Annotated in this window: 18 protein-coding genes, 9 tRNA genes and 1 pseudogene; 16 read left to right on the top strand and 12 right to left on the bottom strand. The window is 46.5% G+C overall.

The features are described 5' to 3' along the window. Positions 1 to 42: 42 nt before the first annotated feature. From BSQ33_RS06265 to tssI, 10 genes and pseudogenes are all read right to left on the bottom strand, one after another. Positions 43 to 648 carry a DUF1963 domain-containing protein gene (locus BSQ33_RS06265; protein ID WP_088133669.1) on the bottom strand — a complete coding sequence of 202 codons (606 nt, stop codon included), beginning with the start codon at positions 646 to 648 and terminating at the stop codon, positions 43 to 45. Positions 649 to 650: 2 nt separating this feature from the next. Continuing rightward, on the bottom strand, positions 651 to 1,022 hold the full coding sequence (locus tag BSQ33_RS06270; protein ID WP_198298161.1) for a hypothetical protein: 372 nt from the start codon (positions 1,020 to 1,022) through the stop codon (positions 651 to 653). Positions 1,023 to 1,050: 28 nt separating this feature from the next. Continuing rightward, on the bottom strand, positions 1,051 to 1,131 hold the full coding sequence (locus BSQ33_RS22205; RefSeq protein WP_420070626.1) for a hypothetical protein: 81 nt from the start codon (positions 1,129 to 1,131) through the stop codon (positions 1,051 to 1,053). Positions 1,132 to 1,262: 131 nt separating this feature from the next. Further along, positions 1,263 to 1,757 (bottom strand): Imm26 family immunity protein, encoded by a 495-nt coding sequence (locus tag BSQ33_RS06275; RefSeq protein ID WP_088133670.1) that lies wholly within the window; start codon positions 1,755 to 1,757, stop codon positions 1,263 to 1,265. 18 nt (positions 1,758 to 1,775) lie between these two features. Continuing rightward, the gene (locus tag BSQ33_RS06280; protein WP_088133671.1) at positions 1,776 to 6,608 is read right to left on the bottom strand and encodes an RHS repeat-associated core domain-containing protein; all 4,833 of its coding nucleotides are present in this window, start codon (positions 6,606 to 6,608) and stop codon (positions 1,776 to 1,778) included. After that, on the bottom strand, positions 6,605 to 7,546 hold the full coding sequence (locus BSQ33_RS06285; RefSeq protein WP_088133672.1) for a DUF4123 domain-containing protein: 942 nt from the start codon (positions 7,544 to 7,546) through the stop codon (positions 6,605 to 6,607). The genes BSQ33_RS06280 and BSQ33_RS06285 overlap by 4 nt, the downstream gene beginning before the upstream one ends. Continuing rightward, positions 7,543 to 8,541, bottom strand: coding sequence for a DUF4123 domain-containing protein (locus BSQ33_RS06290; protein ID WP_021019807.1), 999 nt, complete (start codon positions 8,539 to 8,541; stop codon positions 7,543 to 7,545). The genes BSQ33_RS06285 and BSQ33_RS06290 overlap by 4 nt, the downstream gene beginning before the upstream one ends. A 132-nt stretch (positions 8,542 to 8,673) precedes the next feature. Then, positions 8,674 to 9,009 (bottom strand): hypothetical protein, encoded by a 336-nt coding sequence (locus BSQ33_RS06295; protein ID WP_021019806.1) that lies wholly within the window; start codon positions 9,007 to 9,009, stop codon positions 8,674 to 8,676. A 596-nt stretch (positions 9,010 to 9,605) separates the two neighbouring features. Next, positions 9,606 to 9,902: pseudogene (locus tag BSQ33_RS06300) on the bottom strand (PAAR domain-containing protein); the annotation flags it as partial. A 2-nt stretch (positions 9,903 to 9,904) separates the two neighbouring features. Then, the gene (tssI, locus tag BSQ33_RS06305; protein ID WP_021019804.1) at positions 9,905 to 11,968 is read right to left on the bottom strand and encodes a type VI secretion system tip protein TssI/VgrG; all 2,064 of its coding nucleotides are present in this window, start codon (positions 11,966 to 11,968) and stop codon (positions 9,905 to 9,907) included. A gap of 488 nt (positions 11,969 to 12,456) precedes the next feature. Between tssI and BSQ33_RS06310 the strand changes: the two genes are divergently transcribed. Together BSQ33_RS06310 and hemW are read left to right on the top strand one after the other, a co-directional pair. Then, positions 12,457 to 13,059 (top strand): XTP/dITP diphosphatase, encoded by a 603-nt coding sequence (locus tag BSQ33_RS06310; protein ID WP_088133673.1) that lies wholly within the window; start codon positions 12,457 to 12,459, stop codon positions 13,057 to 13,059. Continuing rightward, on the top strand, positions 13,053 to 14,228 hold the full coding sequence (gene hemW, locus BSQ33_RS06315; RefSeq protein ID WP_088133674.1) for a radical SAM family heme chaperone HemW: 1,176 nt from the start codon (positions 13,053 to 13,055) through the stop codon (positions 14,226 to 14,228). Before BSQ33_RS06310 ends, hemW begins: the two co-directional genes overlap by 7 nt. A gap of 45 nt (positions 14,229 to 14,273) precedes the next feature. Here the strand turns inward: hemW and glsB are convergent, their stop codons facing one another. Next, positions 14,274 to 15,194, bottom strand: coding sequence for a glutaminase B (gene glsB / locus BSQ33_RS06320; protein ID WP_027694118.1), 921 nt, complete (start codon positions 15,192 to 15,194; stop codon positions 14,274 to 14,276). Between the two features lie 199 nt (positions 15,195 to 15,393). After that, positions 15,394 to 16,113: a tRNA (guanosine(46)-N7)-methyltransferase TrmB gene (gene trmB / locus BSQ33_RS06325; RefSeq protein WP_021019800.1), complete on the bottom strand. Its 720-nt coding sequence runs from the start codon at positions 16,111 to 16,113 to the stop codon at positions 15,394 to 15,396. Between the two features lie 246 nt (positions 16,114 to 16,359). On the opposite strand from trmB, the gene mutY reads away from it, so the two are divergent. The 14 genes from mutY to BSQ33_RS06395 all read left to right on the top strand — a co-directional run bounded on the left by mutY (position 16,360) and on the right by BSQ33_RS06395 (position 22,973). Beyond that, the gene (gene mutY / locus BSQ33_RS06330; protein WP_021019799.1) at positions 16,360 to 17,385 is read left to right on the top strand and encodes an A/G-specific adenine glycosylase; all 1,026 of its coding nucleotides are present in this window, start codon (positions 16,360 to 16,362) and stop codon (positions 17,383 to 17,385) included. A gap of 69 nt (positions 17,386 to 17,454) precedes the next feature. Then, entirely contained in the window at positions 17,455 to 17,730 is a 276-nt protein-coding gene (locus BSQ33_RS06335; protein ID WP_021019798.1) for an oxidative damage protection protein, read from the top strand. A gap of 64 nt (positions 17,731 to 17,794) precedes the next feature. Continuing rightward, entirely contained in the window at positions 17,795 to 19,006 is a 1,212-nt protein-coding gene (mltC, locus tag BSQ33_RS06340) for a membrane-bound lytic murein transglycosylase MltC (protein WP_420070622.1), read from the top strand. 134 nt (positions 19,007 to 19,140) lie between these two features. Next, positions 19,141 to 19,216: transfer RNA gene (locus tag BSQ33_RS06345), tRNA-Phe, on the top strand. Positions 19,217 to 19,290: 74 nt separating this feature from the next. Then, positions 19,291 to 19,366, top strand: a tRNA-Thr gene (locus tag BSQ33_RS06350). Positions 19,367 to 19,376: 10 nt separating this feature from the next. Further along, a tRNA-Phe gene (locus BSQ33_RS06355) sits at positions 19,377 to 19,452 on the top strand. 5 nt (positions 19,453 to 19,457) lie between these two features. Beyond that, a tRNA-Asn gene (locus BSQ33_RS06360) sits at positions 19,458 to 19,533 on the top strand. A gap of 99 nt (positions 19,534 to 19,632) precedes the next feature. Continuing rightward, a protein-coding gene (locus tag BSQ33_RS06365; protein ID WP_198298138.1) for an IS3 family transposase occupies positions 19,633 to 20,840 on the top strand; the annotation gives its coding sequence in 2 pieces (ribosomal slippage) (positions 19,633 to 19,984 and positions 19,984 to 20,840; 1,209 coding nt in all). 321 nt (positions 20,841 to 21,161) lie between these two features. Continuing rightward, a complete protein-coding gene (locus BSQ33_RS06370) occupies positions 21,162 to 22,034 on the top strand; it encodes an NAD(P)-dependent oxidoreductase (RefSeq protein WP_088133675.1) in 873 nt (290 codons plus the stop codon). A gap of 454 nt (positions 22,035 to 22,488) precedes the next feature. Beyond that, positions 22,489 to 22,564: transfer RNA gene (locus tag BSQ33_RS06375), tRNA-Phe, on the top strand. Between the two features lie 23 nt (positions 22,565 to 22,587). Next, positions 22,588 to 22,663, top strand: a tRNA-Thr gene (locus BSQ33_RS06380). Between the two features lie 36 nt (positions 22,664 to 22,699). Further along, positions 22,700 to 22,775 (top strand) — tRNA-Asn (locus BSQ33_RS06385). Between the two features lie 11 nt (positions 22,776 to 22,786). Continuing rightward, a tRNA-Thr gene (locus BSQ33_RS06390) sits at positions 22,787 to 22,862 on the top strand. Between the two features lie 35 nt (positions 22,863 to 22,897). Then, positions 22,898 to 22,973: transfer RNA gene (locus BSQ33_RS06395), tRNA-Asn, on the top strand. Positions 22,974 to 22,990 lie beyond the last annotated feature (17 nt).

The raw sequence follows: 22,990 nt of genomic DNA on the forward strand, positions 1-22,990 counted from the left end.
ACGTCATACAAAATAATGGATAATTTCTGCAATTGTCAAAAATTATGCTGTTTGAACAAAAAACACACCATCATCACCATTGTACTGTAGCTGTTTCCTCAAAAACAAATACCCATTAGCATCAGATAAACCTAAAACCCCGCCATCTCTAAGTGGTATATCTGCTGAATAGAACTGCCCAACAAAATAATATTCATCAAGTAGTGTTTCAACACCTTGCAACCCATTAGGAATAGCCTTTGATAGAAAAGAAAAAGCGGGATATGAACTATTATCTAACTCATACTTTTCTATATCTAGCTTGAATGAGCCTGACAGGTTATCACAAGAAACTTCCGATATTTTTCTTATAACAACTTTAGTATAACCACTTTTTATATAATTCAATTCATCTTCATCGCCAAAATAAACCACATCATCCAAGAAATACCTATCTTTACTATAGGTTGAAAAGACTTCAATAAATGTATCATGAGGAAAGAAAGAGTTACCTATATATTCATTTGCTCTATTACTATTTATAGAAAATAACAATTCAAGTTTTTCCCCAATTGGGTTATTAGGCCACTCACTACAATTACTCTTTCCTCCAGATGTTATACCCTTATAGTCATCTATTATTTTATTTAATTTAAAAACCACATTCATATTTATTTACCTTTACATTCTTTAAGTGTGTTATAGTAAATATGAGAATCTTTCCTCAGTTGAGATATCTTATCTTCAGGAATTCCTGCTCTTCTCATTGCTTCAGTAGTAATATCAAGTTCTTCATCTATCGTTGAAGCGAAATCATTCATACCAAGTCCTTTTTCAGCACGTACTTGTCCTTCGTGATAATGAACACCACCAATCCCTCTAGTATCTTTTACTGGACCTCTTGTATGATGATCTAAATCTAAAGCTATCGACGGATTTCCTGACAGTCTTGATTCACCAGCTAACCCTTCTTGTTTCAAAAACTCATGCCTAATTAACTCATGAACTTGTAATTTATCACCGACATGGATCTTACTGTTCAAGCTACCATAGGTTCCCAAATCAAATAGATTAGCCAACCCCAGCGGGTCGACCCACAACCATCGGGTTATGCACATACCCCTGTGGCCTGAGTCCACCGGCAAATCCTATCGGGTCAGGGCTGAGATACTGCCCACTGTCTGCATCGTAGTAACGATTGAGGTAAACTTAGATTACTGCATAATCGTTTTCAAACCACATTCCCCCCAATATTTACATGACATACTCTCAATACATATTTCTCACAGTACTACATAATCATTTTTTCCATCATCAAAAATAACTTTATTGAAATTTACACCTCGATATTTTGCTCTCACAAAAGTGGCATAATAGTCAACATGATATGTACTAAATTGAGGATATTTGGCAATTTCATCATGACTAGCCGGATGAACTTCATCAGTAATAAAATTCAAGCATTTCTTATCAAATTCAGAACCAAAAATAACATAATGACACTGAGGTTTTTTATAATTTTCCAATATGATGTTTCTGTGTAAAATCCACTTGGGATATAGACTGGATTTGACATTCGAGAAAACAACCCAATCAATTAACCAATCCGTAATCAGTAAAGGTTTATCAAATGAATTTTTGATATCTTTTGAACTCTTAGATTTGAAGTCAAATATATTCACCATCAAAAAGTCACCTTCATAATTCACATATCCGAAGCCATACTCTTCATTCTCTAGTGGTATTGAAAAACATGTACCTAACTTAATTTCTTTCATATTATTCACCAAAACATATTACTTTTTACATATTTTACCGGAATGGCTTTTCATTCTGTCCTGATAATTATCATTAAAAGCCTTGGCTCTATGGTCATCTGGGTTTTCTAATCTGGATGGATCGTATGAACGAGCCCTATTTCCTGCACCAGCGGGGAACTTTCCATTTTCATCATAAATTCCTCTTTGAGAGGTATCTAACGTATTATAATGTTCGATATCAGCTTGTTCGTACCCTCTCACTTTTTCATGTGTCAAGTTCCGTTCTATCTCATCAATTTTATATCCTTTGCCTAAACGACCAGAATTTATATGTTGTGTTGTACGAGTTTTGAAATCTTTCGTAATTCCCACATATACAACTTCGTTTTTACTATTTGTAATATGGTATAAAGACCATCCAGTGTCATCAAGAGGAACCAACCCCAGCGGATCCACCCATTCCATCGGGTTATGCACATACCCCTGTGGCCTCAATCCACCTGCAAATCCAATAGGATCGGGGCTGAGATACTGGCCACTATCTGCATCGTAGTAACGATTGAGGTTGTAGTAAAGCCCGGATTCCCGATCTTCGATCTGCCCCTGATAACGCAGGTCACAGGTCAGCGCTTCGTTGGCCGCATCTTCAAGATAACCGCGTTGAATTTTGAGATTAAACTGTTGCTGCTGGTATTTACCCCATAGCACCTGCTCACCGCGCCATTCGATTTCACCATCTTCTCGGACTAACTCCTGCGGCGTCCCGGCATGGTCGGTGACGATATAGTGCAGGTCTTGGCGATTGCTGTTGTGGCGGGTAGTGACTTGCGCCATCGGGCGGAAAGTGCCCGGCTCGTATAGATATTCGGTGCTGGTCAGTGCCGTGCCGTCTGCGGTGATTTGGCTCTGTTGTACCAGTGTGCTGCCGTCCCATAGATAGTGGGTCTGTTGCTGAGTTTGCAGGCATTCTTTGGCGATGCGTCGCCCGAATGGGTCATAACGGTAGCGGTAACGTCGCCCGTCCGGTAGCTCGATGTGAGTCAGGCGGTCTTCATCATTCCAGATAAATGTCGTACTTTGCGGCCGGAAGCCGTCTTTCGATTCGCTTTTCTCTATTACCCGACCGCATTGATCGTAACGATATTGAAAGCGGCCGACTTCGGTTACACGCCCGGCTTTATCATAGTCACGTTTCTGGCGCTTCATCCGTTCGTCAGCCAGTGACACCACATTGTCACCATATTCACTGCCGAACCCTTCTTCATTGAGATTCAGCTCACTGTCATACCCGAACAGATGGACAAACCCGGCTTTGGTCTCCCACGATTTACGCTGGCGTACTGCGGTAATCTGACTGTTGGAGTTAAGGGTGAATTCGGCACTGCCGCGATGGCTATCCTCAATCCCCGTTAATCGATCCAAGGCATCATAGCGATACCGGCGTAGCGATTGATTGCCGAGTTGCTGCCCGAGCAATAATCCGGTCGCACTCCACTCATGTTGCAGATTAAACCCGGTATCCGTCTGGCGGGACTGCTCCTCGCCACCCGGCAGATAAGCAAATTTCAGCGGATTGTGGTGACCGACTTGCAACTCAGATAGTCGTTGCTGCTGCCATTGATAGCTACGCTCGGTCTGTGTGCCGCTAAACCGGATGCGTCGCCCGGCTGCATCGTACTGGTGGGTCAGTTCGGTGCCGTTGATATTTTCATTCAATAATTGCCCTGCCGGGCTATAGGTGAGTGCAATCCACGCATCACCGTTTTCTGCGTAAGTCAGCCGTGAAGCCGCATCATATTCATACCAGCTTTTACCAGTTGCATTGTCCTGATTATCGAAGCTTTCACTCTGGAGCAGGCGGCCGCATACATCGTACTGATAGCGGAAGGTGTGACCGTCCGGTTTGCTGCGCTGCATCAATCGCCCGGCCGGATCATAGGCGTAGGTTTCAGTGCGACCGTCGTAGTGACGCTCACTTTCAATCCGCCCCAGTTGGTCAAATCCGTACAGCCACTGCTGCCCGTGACTGTTGGTTACACCGGCAAATTCGGCTTCGACATTGTAGTGATACTGCGTGGTTGCACCCAGTGGATCGGTAACAGCTTTGAGCTTATCGAAGGCGCCATATTCAAAGCGCTGGGTTTGACCAAGCGCATCGGTAACCGAAATCAGATTGCCCTCAATATCGTAGCTAAAATGCGCTTCACTGCCGTCTTCGTAGATAACTTTATCGGGAAAAGAGTTTGATTGGTGGTAATGCCACTGGCGGGTGAGATATCCCTGACTATCGCGCTTGTCGCTGACCCGCTTCACCAATCGGTCAAAGCGGTCATAATGGAAGGTCATACCATAGCCAGTTGCCGGATCCAGCCTCATCAGCAGACCGCGTTCATTGTAGGTATAGCGGGTCACGCTGCCGTCCGGCTCGGTCACAGAGTCACGCAAACCACGCTCGGTATAAGTCATTTGCCAGACCCGGCCTTGTGGATCGGTAACCGCAATCACATCCCCCTGCGGATTATGTTCATACAACCAACTGGCACCGAGTGGGTCAGTGTAACTTGTCAGCCATCCCTGCTCGTTGTAATCGTAGCCGTGTACCGTTCCATCCGGCAAAGTCGCTGTGGTGATATTTCCCCATGCATCATAGGTATAAGCAGTCGTCTCACCTAAAGCATTGGTTTCACCCACCAACAAATCATCCTGCCACTGCTGCTCAATTCGGTTGCCGGCTGCATCCACGATGGCATAGGGGCGGTTGCGCTCATCCAGATGGTAAGCCTTAATACCACCGAATGCGCTCTTATAGTAGTGAATATGGTTATCATCATCGTAACGGATTTGGTCGGTCCATAACCCGTCGGCACAACGGCTGGCAATCGCCCGGCCTTGCGCATCATAATCGTGTTCAACCCAGGTATGGGCCAAATCCTGCCAGCGGGTCAGATAACCGGCTTTATTGTACTGGTAATCAAAGCTACGTCCGGCTTCAGCACGTACTGCAAGTAACCGCCCAGAATTATCATATTCATAGCGAACCAGTTCACGTTGCGGTCTCCGTGCTGCATCACACAACGTCAGTTGAGTGATACGCTGATGCTCGGTTTTAACCTCAATCAGCCGTTCATCGCTCAGAATAATCCATTTGAGGGTACGACGCTCATAAGCAAACTGAATGGTATTGCCATAGGCATCTTCGATTTTGGATAAGCGCAACGTCGTGCCAATCGCATGACCGAAATGGTAGCTCAGCCCATCTTTATGCCGAAGGATTAATTCTGCCTGCTCTCCCCGGGTCAGTCGCCACTGCGGTTTCAGTAACGAGGGACTTTCTTCTCGCGGCTCAGGGAGTTCGAAAACAGCTTGGGTATAGTCGGTATCAGTAAAGGTGGCTAACATCCCCTCGATGGTCAGCGAAATATCCCAACTACTGCGCCACAAACTGCCCATCAATCCGGTTACTTTCAAACCAGTCGAGTGATAGTAACGTTGATGTGCTAAAGGCAACATTCCGGCTAATACAAAATCCTGCCGCTCTTCAAACACCTTCCCGGTGTATAGATCGATCGGTTCGCCTTCTTCTCCGCAACCATTGGTTTTTGTCTGCTTTTCCACTTCAGTCGGATCTTTCCCATGAGTGCCATCCGGTTTATCACCGTGAATTGAAGCTTGCTCAGCATTGATATTATCGACTTTGTTCGCCCCTTTATGATGCGGTGTACCTGTTTTACGGGTCACCACTTTACCGATAAACTCATCGACCTTGGCGGTAATTTTGCCGACCATCTCGTCGATTTTCTTCTCCAGCGATTTCATCGCATCGACCAGCATCTCAAATGAGTTGCTCAGCAGTTTGACCGCCCAGCTTTTACTGTTCTTAATCGCCTTGGTCAGCCCGTCAATAATCTCATTGAGCAATGCTTTGGCTTTGTTGGCGTACTCAGACAGTAAGCCACCGAACTTTTTCAGATACTTGACCAGATTGCCGTTCGACAAGCTGCGCAGCATCTTCATCGCCTGTTGAATGACCCGTGAGTCCGATTTTTTCAGTGCATCAATAATAGTTTTGCCGGTTTTTTTGGTTGCATCCCCCAGCCCCGGCACAAAACCAATCACCACCAAAGCCCCCGTTGCCCAGTGCCAAAAATCTAAATCACTCTTGGTACAGGTATCCCAGCCCCAGCAGCCTAAGTCATACAAGTCCATCGCCTGTCCGACTACTGGGACAAAGCCGAGGGCAATTTCACAAAACAGCAAAATGGCCGTATTGTCCTGCGCCATCCCCGCCATTTCGCCGGCCAGACTGTGGTGGATTTTATTGACCGCCTGTCTCAGCGCTATCGGGCCGTGGTTGATTTCTTTATCCAGCTCCCAGAAGCGGTCATAAGCTTCCTCATAATCACTGTCTACCCACGTGAATAATTTGCGATCAACATCAACAAAACTATCAGAGCTACCGGATTCATCATAAGTGAGATACCCCTCTCGACTCAGCAGGGTATACAGGGCAAAGTACTCCCCCGCTTTGGCAGCATATTCGGGGTTGGCCTGAATCACCGGATTGTTCTGCGCAACATCTTTTGGTTCAAATTCATCACTGCCTTCGCCCAGCAGAAGCTCAAACCCGCCACAATCCATGTTCTCGATTTTGCACATCCCCTGTTTATCAGTTTTGCCCGAAATCTCTTTTTTGATGTTCGTCAGTACAAAGTCGGCTTCCGGTACCGGCTGACCATCGTCATAGTGATAACGGATAAACACTTCACAGCCACACTCGACACAGCCACCATCGAGGACGTTGTCGGTGGAAAAGTTCTGGGTCGCTGCCTCGGCACTGGAGAGTAAATCGGCTTTCTTATTGTCGCTCATGACTGTTCTGACTCCTTATCCAATTCATCTAACCCACGTTCAAATAACCGGTCCATCCGACTTTGCGTGCCCTGATAATCGGGAGATTGTAAAACCTGTTTTGCCCACGGCTGAGTCGTAAATTGCTTACCAAAAACCACCGTCAGGCTCAGATAGCGAACAACATCATTCGGTTGCTGAAATCCTAACTGATTGGCCTGAGTGACATGCTGATGAAGATACGCATCAAACTGTGCCTGATCCCAGCTTTGAGTTTCACTGTGATGGGCTTGTAAATGATCCTGATACTGGCGGTAGATCTGACGATTACCCCAAATATTGAGCGCCTGATATTGTGCATCGGTCAGGCGGATCGGCAGCGGTAGCGTGGTTTTGTCTAACATCGGGGGCTGAAAGCAGAGCACTTTGGCCTCAGGTTGTTCCGGCTCCCAATAGACAACCTGCTGGAGGGGACCCTGAATATGTTTTTGATAGACAGGATCGCTGGCCTGCCATAGCACGCCGAAAACATCCCAGTCAGAAAGACGCAGCAATAGCTGCTCTTGTTCTTGAGTCGGGGTTTCCACCATTGTCCATGCGCGGAAATAACGCAGTACCAACTCGGTCTGACGCGTCATAGGAAGCTGATGGAAACGAGCATCTAACTGAAGTGCAATTCCCCAGTGGGGTTGAATCGCAATCTGCTCTTTAAACCAATCCCAAGACTGCAATGGCATCACATAAGGAGAAATTGAGGCATGAATGTTGCCCATTTCATCCCAGTACACACGCTGATCCGTTTGCTCATTTTGTTCCGCCAACTCGCGAATTGCAGGGTTAATCGCAGCTTCAGCCACGACAAACCAACCCGGCGCTTCGAGCATCATCTGCCACGCATCAAGTGACAACACACCCCACCAGATGGTTTCGTCACTATTTTTTACATCAAATTCAGTCATGAACTGATCTCCGTGCTCATCGGTTCGTTCAGCCAGCCCGGTGTCTGGTAAGCGTGTAGTTCATCCTCACGTCCCCGATACTGATGATGGAATTCACCGATGGCTTGGCGCAGCGAATAGAAATTCATCAAACGCTGAAACTCCGGATGTTCATCAAAGCGGTCACCCAGATAAAAGCGATACAGGGCGAAGGTCTCTTGATCCAGCTCGGTTGCATCTGCATAGCGGTTTTGCGCGAGCGTCAGCCCTTCATCAAAACGCGCTTCGACAAGTGACAAAGACAATGCATCACCATATTGGGGTAACAACTTCCGATATAAGGTTTCAGCCAGTGCGTGACGCTGTTCCGGATGAAAGAACCGATCGTACTGATCCTGCGTCAGTTGCAGTGGAAAATGGACTTCCGTCGTATTCTCGGCAGATACCATACGATCTGAAAATGCAGTGCATTCCGGGGAATCCGTCCGCTGAATCATCGGAAATTCAAAGAGTTTGAGTTGTTGATTGTCATCTCTGCGCGGCAGATAAATCCCTTGGTGCTTTCCCTGAAACACCGCCTGTTGCGTCGGTGTCAGAATGTTCCACCACTGGGGTAAGACATTCGGGTCATAAAAGCGCAGCATCACTTCGTTTTGATCGGGATAACGACAAGCCACCCATTGCTGCCAGTGGGCTCTGAGTGCGGCGAAATCGCCGTCAAACACACCGACAAACCCGAACTGCTCAGCACGAGGTTCGTTGTCTGCCAGCCAGTAATAAAGGGTTTCTCCCGGATTACCATCGCGAATATCGATAAGTAATGGCGAAACATCGGTCAGATACTGAAGCTCACTGCCACGCAGCAGTTCACACCATGTGACATCTTCGCGTCGCTTCATGGTGTTCCAGAATTCGGTCGCTTGCGGAAACTGCACCCGATCAAACAGTAAGTAACATGTTTTTTTTTCTGACGTATTTCCTTCTGACATGGTTAATATGTCGAATAAGGATTTCATTTTTTATTTTTCCTAGCCTGAGTGAACCGTCAGCATTCATACCCTAACCAGAGTATCCTGACGGTTTTCTATATAAATAATGAATAACTCCAATATTGCTATGAATAAACATATCTATTTTTTCAACAAGTTCTAGACGACAATGAAGTTATCTCCGGAGTCAATTCTTTTGATCAGTTCCTGTGTCAGGTAACTGTATACTGATGCTGGCCGGGAGTCAGAAGGAATAAACTGTATCTCTGAGATAAAATATGTTTGCTCTAATTCTCTATTTACTTCATCCAATCCCGACGATACCTGACTAAGCACTTCATCAGCATCAAGTTTTTCAGATTCACCTTCTTTTATTGGCAATAATGTCACCTGTATTGTGGAGTGACTTTCTGATAATCGAATCGATAAGAAGTTATGAGTTGGTCCAGTAATTCTTGCCACCTTGTAAAAATCCTTATCTTTAATAAATTGCATTAGCTTTCTCCCCAAGGATCACCTGTCCATTTTCTTTCTGCTGCATTATGTGCTTCGGTATAACCGGAATTATGTTTTGACTCATACCACTGTTCCGCCATTTCGTGTTTTAACCAAGTCATATCCTTCTCAGTATGAGTCCCATCTTTTAATCTTTGCCATGCTTGGGCTTGATTCAAATCACTATCAAATCGTGCCAGCTCAGCAGGAACCCCATAGTCAACATATTTATCTAGCAAGTGCTTATTATAGAAAACATGGTCTTTAACCTTTTGAATATTTACTGCTTTAATTCCAGTATTATGGGCAATAGCAGAAACATCAGTATTACTAGCACGAATCTTATCGTATAACTCATCAGCAGAACCACTCTCCCCTCCGCCTCCTGTTTGTCTCATGGCCGACGGAGCTGCTCTCTTCTCCTCAACCACTTTCTGCTTATCTTTCGCAGCACCAGAAAAAACCTCTTCCACAAACGGCAGACTGGCCCAGTCAAAAGGTGGTGGCTCTGCAAGCGGCTGAATACTTAAGAACGGCGATTGTTTCAGCGCGGCCCCTTCCCCACAATCATGGGTCGGTGATTTGTACGGCGTATCACCAATCAATACATTGCCGGAACCCGCGGCGACGGAGCCGCCACAGTCGATCGCATCACCGACCCGGGCTGCCGGTTTGCCGTTGATCGATACATTGGCAGACCCAGCGGAGATACTACGACCGTGGATCCCGTGGGGAACCTGCGGGCACGGGCAGGCGTGCAGTAAGATCGCATCCCCTTTACGAGCCGCTGGTTTACCGTTGATCGAGACATCTCCGCTGCCGGCAATAATCGGCGTCGCTGGAAAACAGCCATGCCCTGAGCCGTTGTCACCGAGTCGTGCTGCTGCTGGCATGGTTATCCCCTCCGATCCGGCGCTTCCGGCTCTTGCGGTTTATTGGTTTCATCAGGTTTCACCATGGTTGGTGCGGTGCCTTTATCCGGTGAACCCCCTTCGTTAATTTTGACTTTCGTGCCGGAGATTGTGACACCACCCTTGTCAATTTTGACAAACCCACCCGGCCCGTGAATCGTCAAAGAATCTCCTGCATCCAGAATCACTTTTTTAGCCTTGAGATAGCTTTCATTATTGACTTCAACCCGTTGATTGGCACCAATTTTTTTCTCTTCTGAAGCCGTTATTTCGGCGACCCAAGCGCCTTCGATCTTTTGAATGATCCCACCGGAAATAAACTGGCTGAGTTTACCGATGATGCGCTGAACGACATTGCGCCCTACTTTCTGGTGGAAATCCTGTCCGAGCTCTTCATTGACATTTTTACCGACCAGACGATGGACATTTTCAGTGATCATCTGATACAGGTGTCGCCCGACACGTCGATGGCTGTCCAGACCGACCGATTCGCGATGAATATTATTGATCACAATGTCTTGATCTTTCTGCGCGTGAACATAGATCTGCTCAACGCCCGATTGATCTTCAAAACGAATTTCGTTAGAACCTTCACCTTGGTGAGTCTGCGTTTTCAACACAGTACGGGTTTTGTGATTGGGTAAAATATAAGGGGGAACGTGGGTGGCGTGGTAAGTCCGCCCGGTGATAATCGGTTGATCCGGATCGCCATTGAGAAATGAGACAATCACTTCATGACCAATCCGAGGAATCGCCATAAAGCCATACTGAGCACCGGCCCAGCCCTGTGAGACCCGCACCCAGCAAGAACTTTTTTCATCGGATTGATCATAGCGATCCCACGGAAAATGTAGTTTGACCCGACCATGTTCATCACAGTAAATTTCTTCGCCTTTGGGGCCGACAACGGTCGCAATACAAGGACCGTCGACTTGCGGTTTCGGTTGTGGTGTCGCTCGCCACAGGGTCTCTTTCGGGATGACGGTAAATTGGTTGGCATAAGTCGTCGCGCCATGGCCACCGGCTTCTTCCAATGCTTGTGGTTGGCTACCTTGATGACTGACGGAAACCGCAAGCCACTCGCGGTTCATCGCTGAATCGATATGTTCTTCGAGCTCAAAACGTACCCCACCCTGCACTCGGGCATCATTACTTTTGCCGCTGGCGGTATGTGCTGTGCGTCGTAGATATTCCAGTCGGATCTGGCTGAATGCCTTACCATTGGCGTCGTCTTTGAAGCGCCCCGGATGATCGAAGTGTTCATAGTTAGATAGCTGATAGCTGAGATCCGCCCCGTCCATTGACTGGGCGAAGTTATAGTCCGGTTTTTTAAAGCTGTAGTCTTGCATTAACACCGAACTCACTTCCGACTGATAATGCTCCGTCATGGTCGAAACATAGGGGGTCGTCATATGTCCGCCGGAAAGCGCGTTGTAAGGGACCGGAGAGCCTAACGGCGCAAATCCTTCACTGTTATCGGTTATCACCAATGTATGTTTGCCCTTCTCATGCGTGAAGGTGTACATCAGCCCTTCTTCAGCCGCCAAACGATGGAAAAAGTCGAGATCAGATTCTCGGTACTGAACACAGAACTCGCGTAGGGCACATTCACGTTTAACCGAGAAGACATAATCGGTAATGTTCATCTCCTGAAATAGGATCTTAAAAATATCGAGAATGTTTTTTTCTTGAAAAATCCGACTATTGCGACGTAGTGAGAGACGTTCTAATGCCGGAACTAAGGTGACGGAATAAAAAGTGTGAGAGTGTCCGGTATCCCCTTTACTGAAATGACGCACAATGCCATGAACGTGCTGAGTTACCTCTCCATTTTGAATCACTTCCAGCAATGCGGTTTTATCGACAATTTGCTTGGCGGCTAAATCGGCATTGCGACTGGCCAGTTCGATTTGATAGCGAAAGCCGTAGACTCGTTCTCTCGGTCCGCTGAACGAGTCTGATACCGACTCTTCTCCTTGGTATTCACGAACCACCAGCGTCTCGTCATGGACACCATCAATCGTGAAGCGAAAACCTAACGTTGTCATTTGAATTGCCTTTTGTCTTATTGAGAATAACCCCACCTCAATATAAGCAACAGAGCACCTATATATTGGTTTGATTTTCAACTTGTTGATCTCTGTTCCAAATCGGATCAACCTTTTTATTCAATAAGATAAGTGCAGCAACAGTTGTGCCAACCACACCTCCACAACGAAATCAAGTCATTATATTATGTGATTGATTATTACAGGCAACTTGTTGCCCGGAGGCGAGCAAAAAGTTGCCCGACGAGCAAGAAATTGCCTGCAGTAAATGCGGGGCATGTCACAAGCTCGAAGCACTGATATCCGTGCTCTGATACGGACTTGGATAAAAATAGTTTGATAAAAATAGCTCATCTGCTGCTTTGCGACGACAATGCCACCCTTTTGACGCAGATATCATTCACCGATTGGTGGAAGTCGTTGATGGAAGTAAACGAGGCAAGGTACACTGTGCCCCCTATTCGCCTATCTCAGAAAACGCTTCTATCATGCAAAAAATTGTTTTAGCGACCGGAAATCCGGGAAAAGTCCGCGAAATGTCTGACTTATTGGCCGATTTCGGCTTTGAAGTGCTTGCACAGACCGATATCAATGTCTCCGACGTTGCAGAGACGGGAACCACATTTATTGAAAATGCCATTATTAAAGCACGCCATGCTGCCGCAGCCACGGGATTACCCGCCATTGCGGATGACTCAGGCCTTGAAGTCGATGCGCTTGATGGGGCACCGGGTATCTACTCCGCACGTTATGCGGGCGCTGGTGCAACCGATCAGCAAAACATCGAAAAGTTGCTGACCGCGATGGCAGATGTCCCCGAACAACAACGCAGCGCACGCTTTCACTGTGTATTGGTCTTCATGAAACATGCTGCGGATCCGACCCCGCTGGTTTGTCACGGTGTCTGGGAGGGGGCCATTCTGCATCAGCCTGATGGTGAACATGGGTTTGGCTATGACCCGGTATTTTGGGTTCCCACCGAGCAATGTGCGTCGGCAGTATTGCCGCCAGCCCGAAAAAAACAGCTCTCCCATCGCGCCCAGGCGCTTCGCTTATTGATGCAACAGTTGAATGAGCAACAACCATGCTGATACCACCGAAGCTGAGTCTGTATATTCACATTCCCTGGTGTGTACAGAAATGTCCTTATTGTGACTTCAACTCCCATGCGCTGAAGTCGGGCATCCCTGAACAGGCTTATATCGATGCGCTACTGGAAGATCTTGATCAGGATCTCCTGCGCTATCAGCGCTGCGCACCAGCGGATCACGGCCAGCCGCGAAAGCTCCATTCCATTTTTATCGGTGGCGGAACGCCTAGTCTGATCAGCCCCGGTGAGATCAAAAGACTGCTGGACGGTGTACAAATAAGACTGGCTTTTCAACCGGATATTGAAATAACCATGGAAGCCAATCCGGGCACTATCGAAGCAGAACGGTTTGCCCAATACCGACAGGCAGGTGTCACCCGCATTTCCATCGGTGTCCAGAGTTTTGATGACGAGAAACTCACCCAGCTCGGCAGAATCCATGGCTCGGAAGAAGCAACCCGCGCAGCCCGTCTGGCTCATCAAATTGGTTTAAAAAGCTTTAATCTGGATTTAATGCACGGCTTACCGGGCCAGACACTGTCACAGGCAATGGCGGATTTAGATCAAGCGATCGCTTTAGATCCACCGCATTTATCTTGGTATCAGTTGACGATCGAGCCCAACACGCTGTTTTATTCCCAGCCGCCTCGTTTACCGGATGATGATCTGTTGTGGGATATTTTTGAGCAGGGACATCAAAAACTGACGCAAGCCGGCTATATCCAGTATGAGATTTCCGGGTATGCGAAACCGGAATTTCAGTGCCAGCACAACCTCAACTATTGGCGTTTCGGCGACTATCTCGGTATTGGCTGTGGCGCGCACGGTAAAATCAGCTTTGCCGATGGCCGTATCATTCGCACCACCAAAGTTAAACATCCCAAAGGGTACTTGAATTTACTCAAACCTTATTTGGATCATGAAACGGAGGTGTCGACAAAAGATCGACCGTTTGAGTTTTTTATGAATCGATTCCGCTTGATAGAGCAATGTCCGAAACAGGATTTTCCGGATACGACCGGCTTACCAATCGCAACGGTTCAGCCCACCATCGATTGGGCAAAGCGGCAGGGTTTTCTGGATGAAACCGAACAACACTGGCAAATCACAGAACGTGGCAAACTCTTTCTCAATGATTTACTGGCAGAATTTATGGCTGATGAGGAATAAGGATGTTCCCGTCATCAGCATATGGCTCCCTGAAAATATCCTAACTTAAAAAATAGATCGCCCGATACGTCCGGAAAGCAGCTCCAGTGCTTTGCTGCCCGCCAACGAGTTACCAGAGCTGTTGAGTTCAGGCGACCAAACGGCAATGGTCATCTCTCCGGGTACGATAGCAACGATGCCGCCACCCACACCGGATTTACCCGGCATTCCGACCCGATAGGCAAACTCTCCGGCTTCATCATACAGACCGCAAGTCGCCAGTAATGCATTAATCTGTTTGGCTTGAACAGCCGTGATCACCGCCTTGTGATTCAACACGGAAACGCCCTGATTCGCCAGATAACTGAATGTTTTGGCTAACTGGACACAACTCATTTTCAATGCACATCCGTGGAAATAGTTTTCCAGTACCGGTTGCACATGATTTTCAAAATTACCGAACGAGCGCATCAGGTAAGCAATCGCGGCATTCCGGTCACTGTGTTTCATCTCTGAGCGGGCAACCACTTTGTCATACACAATATGGGTATCATCACTTAATGCCCAGACAAACTCCAGCAACCGTTGACGAGGTGCAGACAGACGCGTCTGTAACATATCGGCGACGACAATCGCACCAGCGTTGATAAATGGATTACGCGGGATACCGTGCTCAACTTCCAGCTGGATCATAGAGTTGAATGCTTGTCCTGAGGGCTCTTTCCTCACTCTTGACCAAATCTCATCCGGAGTATAGATCCCCATCGATAGGGTGAGATTAAGCACTTTGGAGATGGATTGGATGGAAAAGCCTTCTTCTGCGTCTCCGGCCTGAAATAATTCGCCTTCATTGGTCAGGACTGCAATTCCCAGTTTATCCGCCTGAACCTGTGCAAGTGCTGGAATATAGTCAGCCACTTGACCTTGTCCGAGCAACGGACGCACTTCATCTAATATTTCGCTCAGTATCTCGTTTGTTAGTTTCATTTGGGTTACTTCACAATGCATGATGGTTCGACAGAAAAAGCCAGCATGGAACATGCTGGCTTTTATCGTCTCACAGACTCTATAACGAAAAACAACGCTTATCACGCCAGACAATCATCTTAATACCGAGAAGATGAAGTGCCAGCAGACAGGACGAAGCTGTTTTTACGGGTGATGCCGATCCGCAGATTCAGGTCTGTTATGCGACACAGCGATACTGGATATCCCAGACACCATGTCCTAAACGCTGCCCACGTTGTTCAAACTTCGTCAACGGGCGTTCGTCAGGTCGAGGGATAAAGTCACCATCGGTTGCAACATTGACATAACCGGGCGCCTGATTCATCACGTCAATCATATGTTCCGCATAGTTTTCCCAGTCCGTTGCCATATGGAAAATACCTTCTCCGATGATCAACTTCTGACGTACCATCGCGGCAAATTCAGGCTGAACAATCCGACGCTTATGGTGACGTTTTTTATGCCACGGATCGGGGAAAAATAGCTGTAGCCGGTGCAGGCTATGATCAGGAATCATCTGTTCGAAGACTTCAACTGCATCGTGGCACATAACCCGAAGATTGGTCACACCGGCTTCCCGTGCAGACGCCAGACAAGCGCCGACACCCGGCCCATGGACCTCAATGCCGATAAAATTTTGATGCGGCGAATTTTTAGCCATTTCAACCAGCGATGATCCCATACCGAATCCGATTTCCAGAATGACCGGGTTATCATTGCCAAACACCGACTGCCAAACTAATTTTTGCGGCTGGAAATCGATTCCCATCCGAGGCCAGCACTCATTCATCGCGGCTTCCTGACCTTTGGTCAGACGCCCTTCTCGGCGAACAAAGCTGCGAATTTTACGCATGACTTTACCATCATCGGTATATTCGTTGGTTGTTACTTCACTCATGGTTCTCGCCTGTTTTCCTACTCCCGGATATAAGGAGGTGTGATTATCCAAAGAATACGTATCGGTTCAAGTCCTGAACTGAAAATTATATCGAATCATGTATGATTTATGTGTTTTACAACGCAACTTTTCTGTGCTGCAATCAGCGGTGTTTCATCAGGATCTGCATCAATCGTCGCATAAGATGAATACAATTGTGGACACTGTCATTCATAGAAAATCATTCATTAAAAAGTAAAGTCAGCCATGCAAATGCAATCTCCAATATCGCCACAACAATTTCAGCAACACTTGATCGATTGGCAACGAGCTCACGGGCGTCATGATTTGCCATGGCAACAAAATCCATCCCCGTATCGTGTTCTTGTTTCAGAAGTGATGCTGCAACAAACGCAGGTCGTAACGGTCATTCCTTACTTCGAACGTTGGATGACGAGTTTCCCGACCATCGAAGCGCTCGCCAGCGCCACGGAAGATGAGGTCATGAATCATTGGCAAGGTTTAGGTTACTATTCCCGGGCCAGAAATCTGCGCAAAGCAGCTCAATACATCATGACACACCATCAGGGGCAATTTCCGGAGTCACTCGAAGCACTGCTGGATATTCCCGGTGTCGGGCGATATACGGCCGGTGCGATTCGTTCATTTGCTTATGACCGCTACGGTCCCATTGTTGATGGGAACGTCAAACGGTTGTTTTGCCGTTTTTTTGCCCTCGATGGTGTTCCGGGAACGTCTGCGGTCGATAAGCAACTCTGGCAACTGGCCGAGACCTTCACACCCGAGACCGATAACCGAGTGTTTGCTCAGGGCTTACTCGATATCGGTGCCACAATTTGTAAACCAAAGAACCCCGATTGCGAGCAGTGTTGCTTCCAAAAAAACTGTCTGGCTTTCAAATACGACAGAGTGCAAACATTACCGACGCCGAAACCGAAAAAGACGATTCCAACCAAAGCCGGGCAATTTCTATGGGTTGAATCGGACCATAAAATTCTGCTGGAAAAACGAGCCAGCGATGGGATTTGGGGCGCACTCTGGTGTCTGCCACAGATTCACCTACAACCCGAACAGTTTGGTGAACATATGCAGCTCAAAGGGACGTTCAAACACACCTTCACCCACTATAAACTGGATGCCAATGTGTGGATGATCGACCGTTTGGGCGTCATGGAACCTCAGTTACAGTGGGTCGAAAAAAGTGAAGTGTTCAACCTTGGTCTCCCCACCCCGATAAAAAAATTCCTGACACGTCACCTTGAGGGCTGCTGAAGTGGCAGGAAATTGGACTCTCTGGTATAACATCAGTAGTTTTTAACGCCGAACAATGAGGATATCCTTATGGGTCGCACTGTTTTTTGTGCACGTTTGAAGAAAGAAGCCGAAGGGATGGATTTTCAACTTTATCCCGGTGAATTAGGGAAAAAAATTTTTGACAACATCTCTAAAGAAGCTTGGGCAGAGTGGCAGCATAAACAAACCATGCTTATTAATGAGAAAAAACTGAATATGATGGATCCGCAGCATCGCCAGTTACTTGAAACAGAGATGGCGAATTTTCTGTTTGAAGGGAAAGAGGTCCACATCGAAGGATACACACCACCAAGTGAGTCATAAGTTGTTATTCACACAGTCACCAGTCACGGTGGTTGTGTGAATGTTTCCCGCACAGGTGCCATGGATGACCAATCTGATTCGACACATATTTTCAATGCACAGCTTAACGCACTGCACTGCTCTCAAGCAGCGAACCACCCGATTCAGCACTCTGCTCTTGTTCGTCATTCCGCTATTAACCAGTGGTTGTAGCCGTGAATTGATCGAAAAAATATACGATGTGAACTACGAACCGACCAATCGGTTTGCCAAGCATTTAGCGCCCCTTCCCGGCCAGTTTATGAAAGATGCAGCAGCATTAGATGCTCTCATCAGTAGCTTCACCGGTAAAATAGAACATCGCTGGGGAACTAAAGAAGTTAAAATTGCCGGCAAAACAAACTATGTGAAATATATCGATGACTATCGCAGCCGTGCTGATGTCAATTTCAATCAAGGACAAATCACCGTCGAGACGGTTGCAACAACCGAGCCGTTGGTACATTTGAAAAAAGCCATTGTCACCACCCTCCTGACCCCGGATGATCCCAAACATGTCGATTTATTTTCATCCGAAAAAATCGTCCTCAAAGGAAAGCCGTTTCTTTATCAACAAGTCGTCGATCAAGATCATAAGGCGATTCAGTGGAGCTGGCGCGCCAATCGATATGCGGATTACCTGATCAAAAATAAGTTACAGGTCAAACAGGTCGATTTTAAAAAATCTTACTATGTTGAAATCCCGATGGTGGAAGATCAAGTTGAAATTCGCGGCTATAAGTATGCTGATATTATCCGTCGGGCCGCTCGCAAATATGGCATTCCGGAAGATCTGATTTACGCCATTATCAAAACAGAGAGTAGTTTCAATCCTTACGCGGTGAGCTGGGCCAACGCGTATGGCTTAATGCAAGTCGTGCCGAAGACCGCAGGAAAAGATGTCTTTCAACGCATCAAAAAACGCTCAGGGCAACCCTCTCCTGAATATCTGTTTAATCCAGAGAATAATATTGATACCGGAACCGCCTATTTCTATATCTTAAAACATAACTATTTGAATTCAGTCGCCAATCCACTGTCTCTCGAATACAGTATGATTTCTGCATATAACGGTGGTGCCGGCGGTGTGCTGCGAACATTCAGCCGCAGTAGAAAAACGGCACTGAGTAAAATCAACCGGCTGAAACCCAACCAAGTTTACTGGGCACTGACGAAAAAACATCCAAACGCAGAGTCTCGCCGCTATCTGGAAAAAGTCACGCACTACAAACAGATGTTTAATTCAGGGAAACTATAAATCAATCTTGCATGTTTGATTCGCTTGGATTGTGAACAACCAGGTTAAAAACCATGCAAACAGTCACTTTTTTCATAGAAACATGAAAAACTAGTTGACGATTGGCGTGTAAATCCGTTTAATAGCGCTCCGTTGCCCGGATAGCTCAGTCGGTAGAGCAGGGGATTGAAAATCCCCGTGTCGGTGGTTCGATTCCGCCTCCGGGCACCATGATTAATTTAATCTGGTGTTGTAACTACCTGATTAAATAAAAGTAAAAGAAAAGCATTGAGAATAAATATCGTGCCGGCTTAGCTCAGTAGGTAGAGCAACTGACTTGTAATCAGTAGGTCGCCAGTTCGACTCCGGCAGCCGGCACCATTTATTCCATGCCTCGATAGCTCAGTCGGTAGAGCAGGGGATTGAAAATCCCCGTGTCGGTGGTTCGATTCCGCCTCGAGGCACCATCTTTTCCCCCTTAGTTCAGTTGGTAGAACGGCGGACTGTTAATCCGTATGTCGCAGGTTCGAGTCCCGCAGGGGGAGCCATCTTCAAGAAAAAAAGACGTCCTAGGACGTCTTTTTTTGTATCTAATGACCCGTCCTAACTAAGGTTGACACTTTTCCAGCCACAAATTGGAGAATGTCATGAAATCAATAGGTAAACGTACACAGCAAGATTATTCCCTTGCCTTTAAATTGGCGGTTGTTGAGCAAGTTGAAAAAGGTGAAATGACTTATCAACAGGCTCAAGAGCGGTATGGTATTCAAGGTCGCTCGACTGTTTTAGTTTGGCTTCGTAAGCATGGTCAACTAGATTGGTCTTTAGGCGCCTCTGAATTAAAGGGAAAAGGTATCGCTATGTCTCAGTCATCTTCCCCACAAACACCTGAACAACGCATTAAAGAGCTTGAACAACAATTAGAAGAAACTCAGCTAAAAGCCGATTTTTTCGAGGCTGTTGTAAAAGTCATGGACAGAGACTTCGGAGTCCGTCTTTCAAAAAAGCGCAAAGCCGAATTATTGAGGAAAAAACGCTTTCAAAGTTAACCGTGACAAAAGCTTGCTTGTTTATCGGGATTTCACGCCAAGCATACTACAAGCGCTGCGAAGCAGAAAAAGAACGAGTCTCCCATGAGACTCATGTGCTCATTGCTGTGAAGAAAGAGCGTCTGGTACAACCTAGAATAGGTGTCAGAAAACTAAAATATATTTTGTCACAAAAGTGTTTAATCATCGGCCGAGACCACTTGTTTGCTCTTCTTAAAGCGAACCAACTTCTTGTTCCAACAAGGCAAGCATACCATCGCACGACGAACAGCCATCATCGATTTCATTGTCACCCTAACATCATAAAATCGGGTTATGCGCCTGAGCGTCCCGAGCAGTTGTGGGTTGCAGATATTACTTATCTACCGACTCGTGAGGGAGAAACTTATCTCAGTTTAGTCACGGATGCTTACTCTCGGAAAATCGTTGGTTATCACGTTGATGACAACATGAAAACTCAATCCGTTAAGCAAGCGTTTATTCATGCGCTTAAAAGTAGAAGAACTCACCAACCACTCATTCATCACTCAGATAGAGGGTTACAGTATTGTTCGGCAGAGTATCAAACGCTTCACCAACAGAATGGCGTCAGTTGCTCAATGACAGATGGGTATGATTGTTACCAGAATGCGTTGGCAGAACGAGTCAATGGAATACTCAAAAATGAATATCTTCTTAACAAGCCTGCGAATTTAGAAGAAGCACGAAAGATGGTTGCAGAGTCGGTAAAAATCTATAATCAATATAGGCCACACACAGCTTTAAAATACAAAACGCCCGATGAAGTACATCGAGCGTTTTACTAAAATGTGTCAACCCATATCAGGACGGGTCATAAATCTAGGGGCTATTGAGCTTTCGTGGTTTAATTTCGTTCAATCTGAACGGGTATTGATCGCGGCGCGGGGCATGCCGCTTAGCTATCCTAAGCAAATGACCCGTAACAAAGAGCAAGACACGTTCAGATGAACCCTCTGGGCAGCATTTGGATTCTCTTAACATCTTTTACCGATTCGTACTGCTTAGACGTTTAGGCAGAAGCGACACTTAAATATTTCGAATTTTAATTTACACTATTAAAAAATGAATGAGATGCCTGCAAGTGTGGGCATCAGTTAGGAAACGAAATGATGAAAGTAACGGTTTTAGGTGCAGGCTTAATGGGCTCTGCATTAATTAAGTCACTGCTTGCTAATGAGCACGATGTTACAGTTTGGAACCGCACGAAAGAGAAGGCGCTACCACTGACGGAGTTTGGGGCACAGGTCGTTGATACTGTTGAGCAAGCACTTAGTGGTGTAGATATCGTTATCGGCAATCTACGCGACAACAAAACAACTGAAGCGGTGCTGAATACAAGCCATACTGCGGAACTTCTTAGAGGAAAGACCATTGTTGAACTTGCATCAGGAGCGCCAAAAGAAGCGAGAGAAGCAAAGCAATGGGTGGATAAATTAGGCGCATCTTATTTAGATGGTGCAATCCTAGCAACGCCTGACTTAATCGGCACAGAAGAAGCTGCAATTGTAATATCGGGTGATCTAGGGTTATTTGAGAAAGTACAGCCTACTTTATCTGCATTTGGCTCTGCAATTCATGTCGGCAGTGAGATTGGTAGCGCAAATGCAATTGATGTCTCGTCCCTGAGTATGATGTGGGGAGCACTGTTTGGTGCCGCACATGCCGTTGCAGTATGTGAAGCGGAAGGTGTAGACCTGAATGTCTTGGGCGAATTTTGGAAAAGCTCAGGCCCTGTGGTGCAGTTTATGGTTGATGATTTTATTTCGCGTAATGTCGACGGAAGAATAGAGGGTGATCAAAAGACCCTTGCGACTGTAGCAACACACTATGGCGCAATGCATCACCTAGAATCTGTAATGCAGGATAAAGGGTTAGATAACTCTGTCTTGAATGGCTACAAGTCTATTTTTGCCAAAGCGGATGCAGCCGGTAAGTTAACCTCAGATTTTGCCATCATATCTCAGTTTATGAAAAATTAACCTGCTCATTTCACTGCTTAATATTCAAAGCTATCGTGACTGGCCACCGATAACGTTTGGTGGTCTTTATTTGGATTTAACTTGGTGAGTGCACTTGCTCACGAATGTCCAAAAGTGTGGTGTATCATCAGTTGCTTCAGCGTTGTTCCCTCCCCCTGCTCTCTCATTTTTAATCACCGGAATAACCAGCAATTCGTTTTCCGTGTTCCCGGATTGACCGAACTGAAACCAGCATCATTCGCGATATGCAAACAACCATCACTCCCCTGACGATTCTGGTTTTACACAACAACGTCCCCCCTCTCTTTTTCCCATTTTTATCCTCCAATATTCTGATAAAATATTGCTTTAAGCCTGTATTTCTGGGGAACTTGGGTATAAAAGCAACAAACGATACTTTTTTTGCATTTTATTGTTGACCTTGTCTGAGAAAAACTTTTTAATACACCCCGTTGCCCGGATAGCTCAGTCGGTAGAGCAGGGGATTGAAAATCCCCGTGTCGGTGGTTCGATTCCGCCTCCGGGCACCACAAATTATATGAAAGTGATTATCGCCGACTTAGCTCAGTAGGTAGAGCAACTGACTTGTAATCAGTAGGTCGCCAGTTCGATTCCGGCAGTCGGCACCATCATTTTCAGTAGGCTGAAATGCCTTAAAGGTTTATTCCCCCTTAGTTCAGTTGGTAGAACGGCGGACTGTTAATCCGTATGTCGCAGGTTCGAGTCCCGCAGGGGGAGCCATATTTTATATCGCCGGCTTAGCTCAGTAGGTAGAGCAACTGACTTGTAATCAGTAGGTCGCCAGTTCGACTCCGGCAGCCGGCACCATATTTTGTATAGACAGCGATGTCTAAAAAGTTTATTCCCCCTTAGTTCAGTTGGTAGAACGGCGGACTGTTAATCCGTATGTCGCAGGTTCGAGTCCCGCAGGGGGAGCCACTTTCTAAAAAGCCACA

Source organism: Vibrio gazogenes (assembly GCF_002196515.1).
GTDB classification, from domain to species: Bacteria; Pseudomonadota; Gammaproteobacteria; order Enterobacterales; family Vibrionaceae; genus Vibrio; species Vibrio gazogenes_A.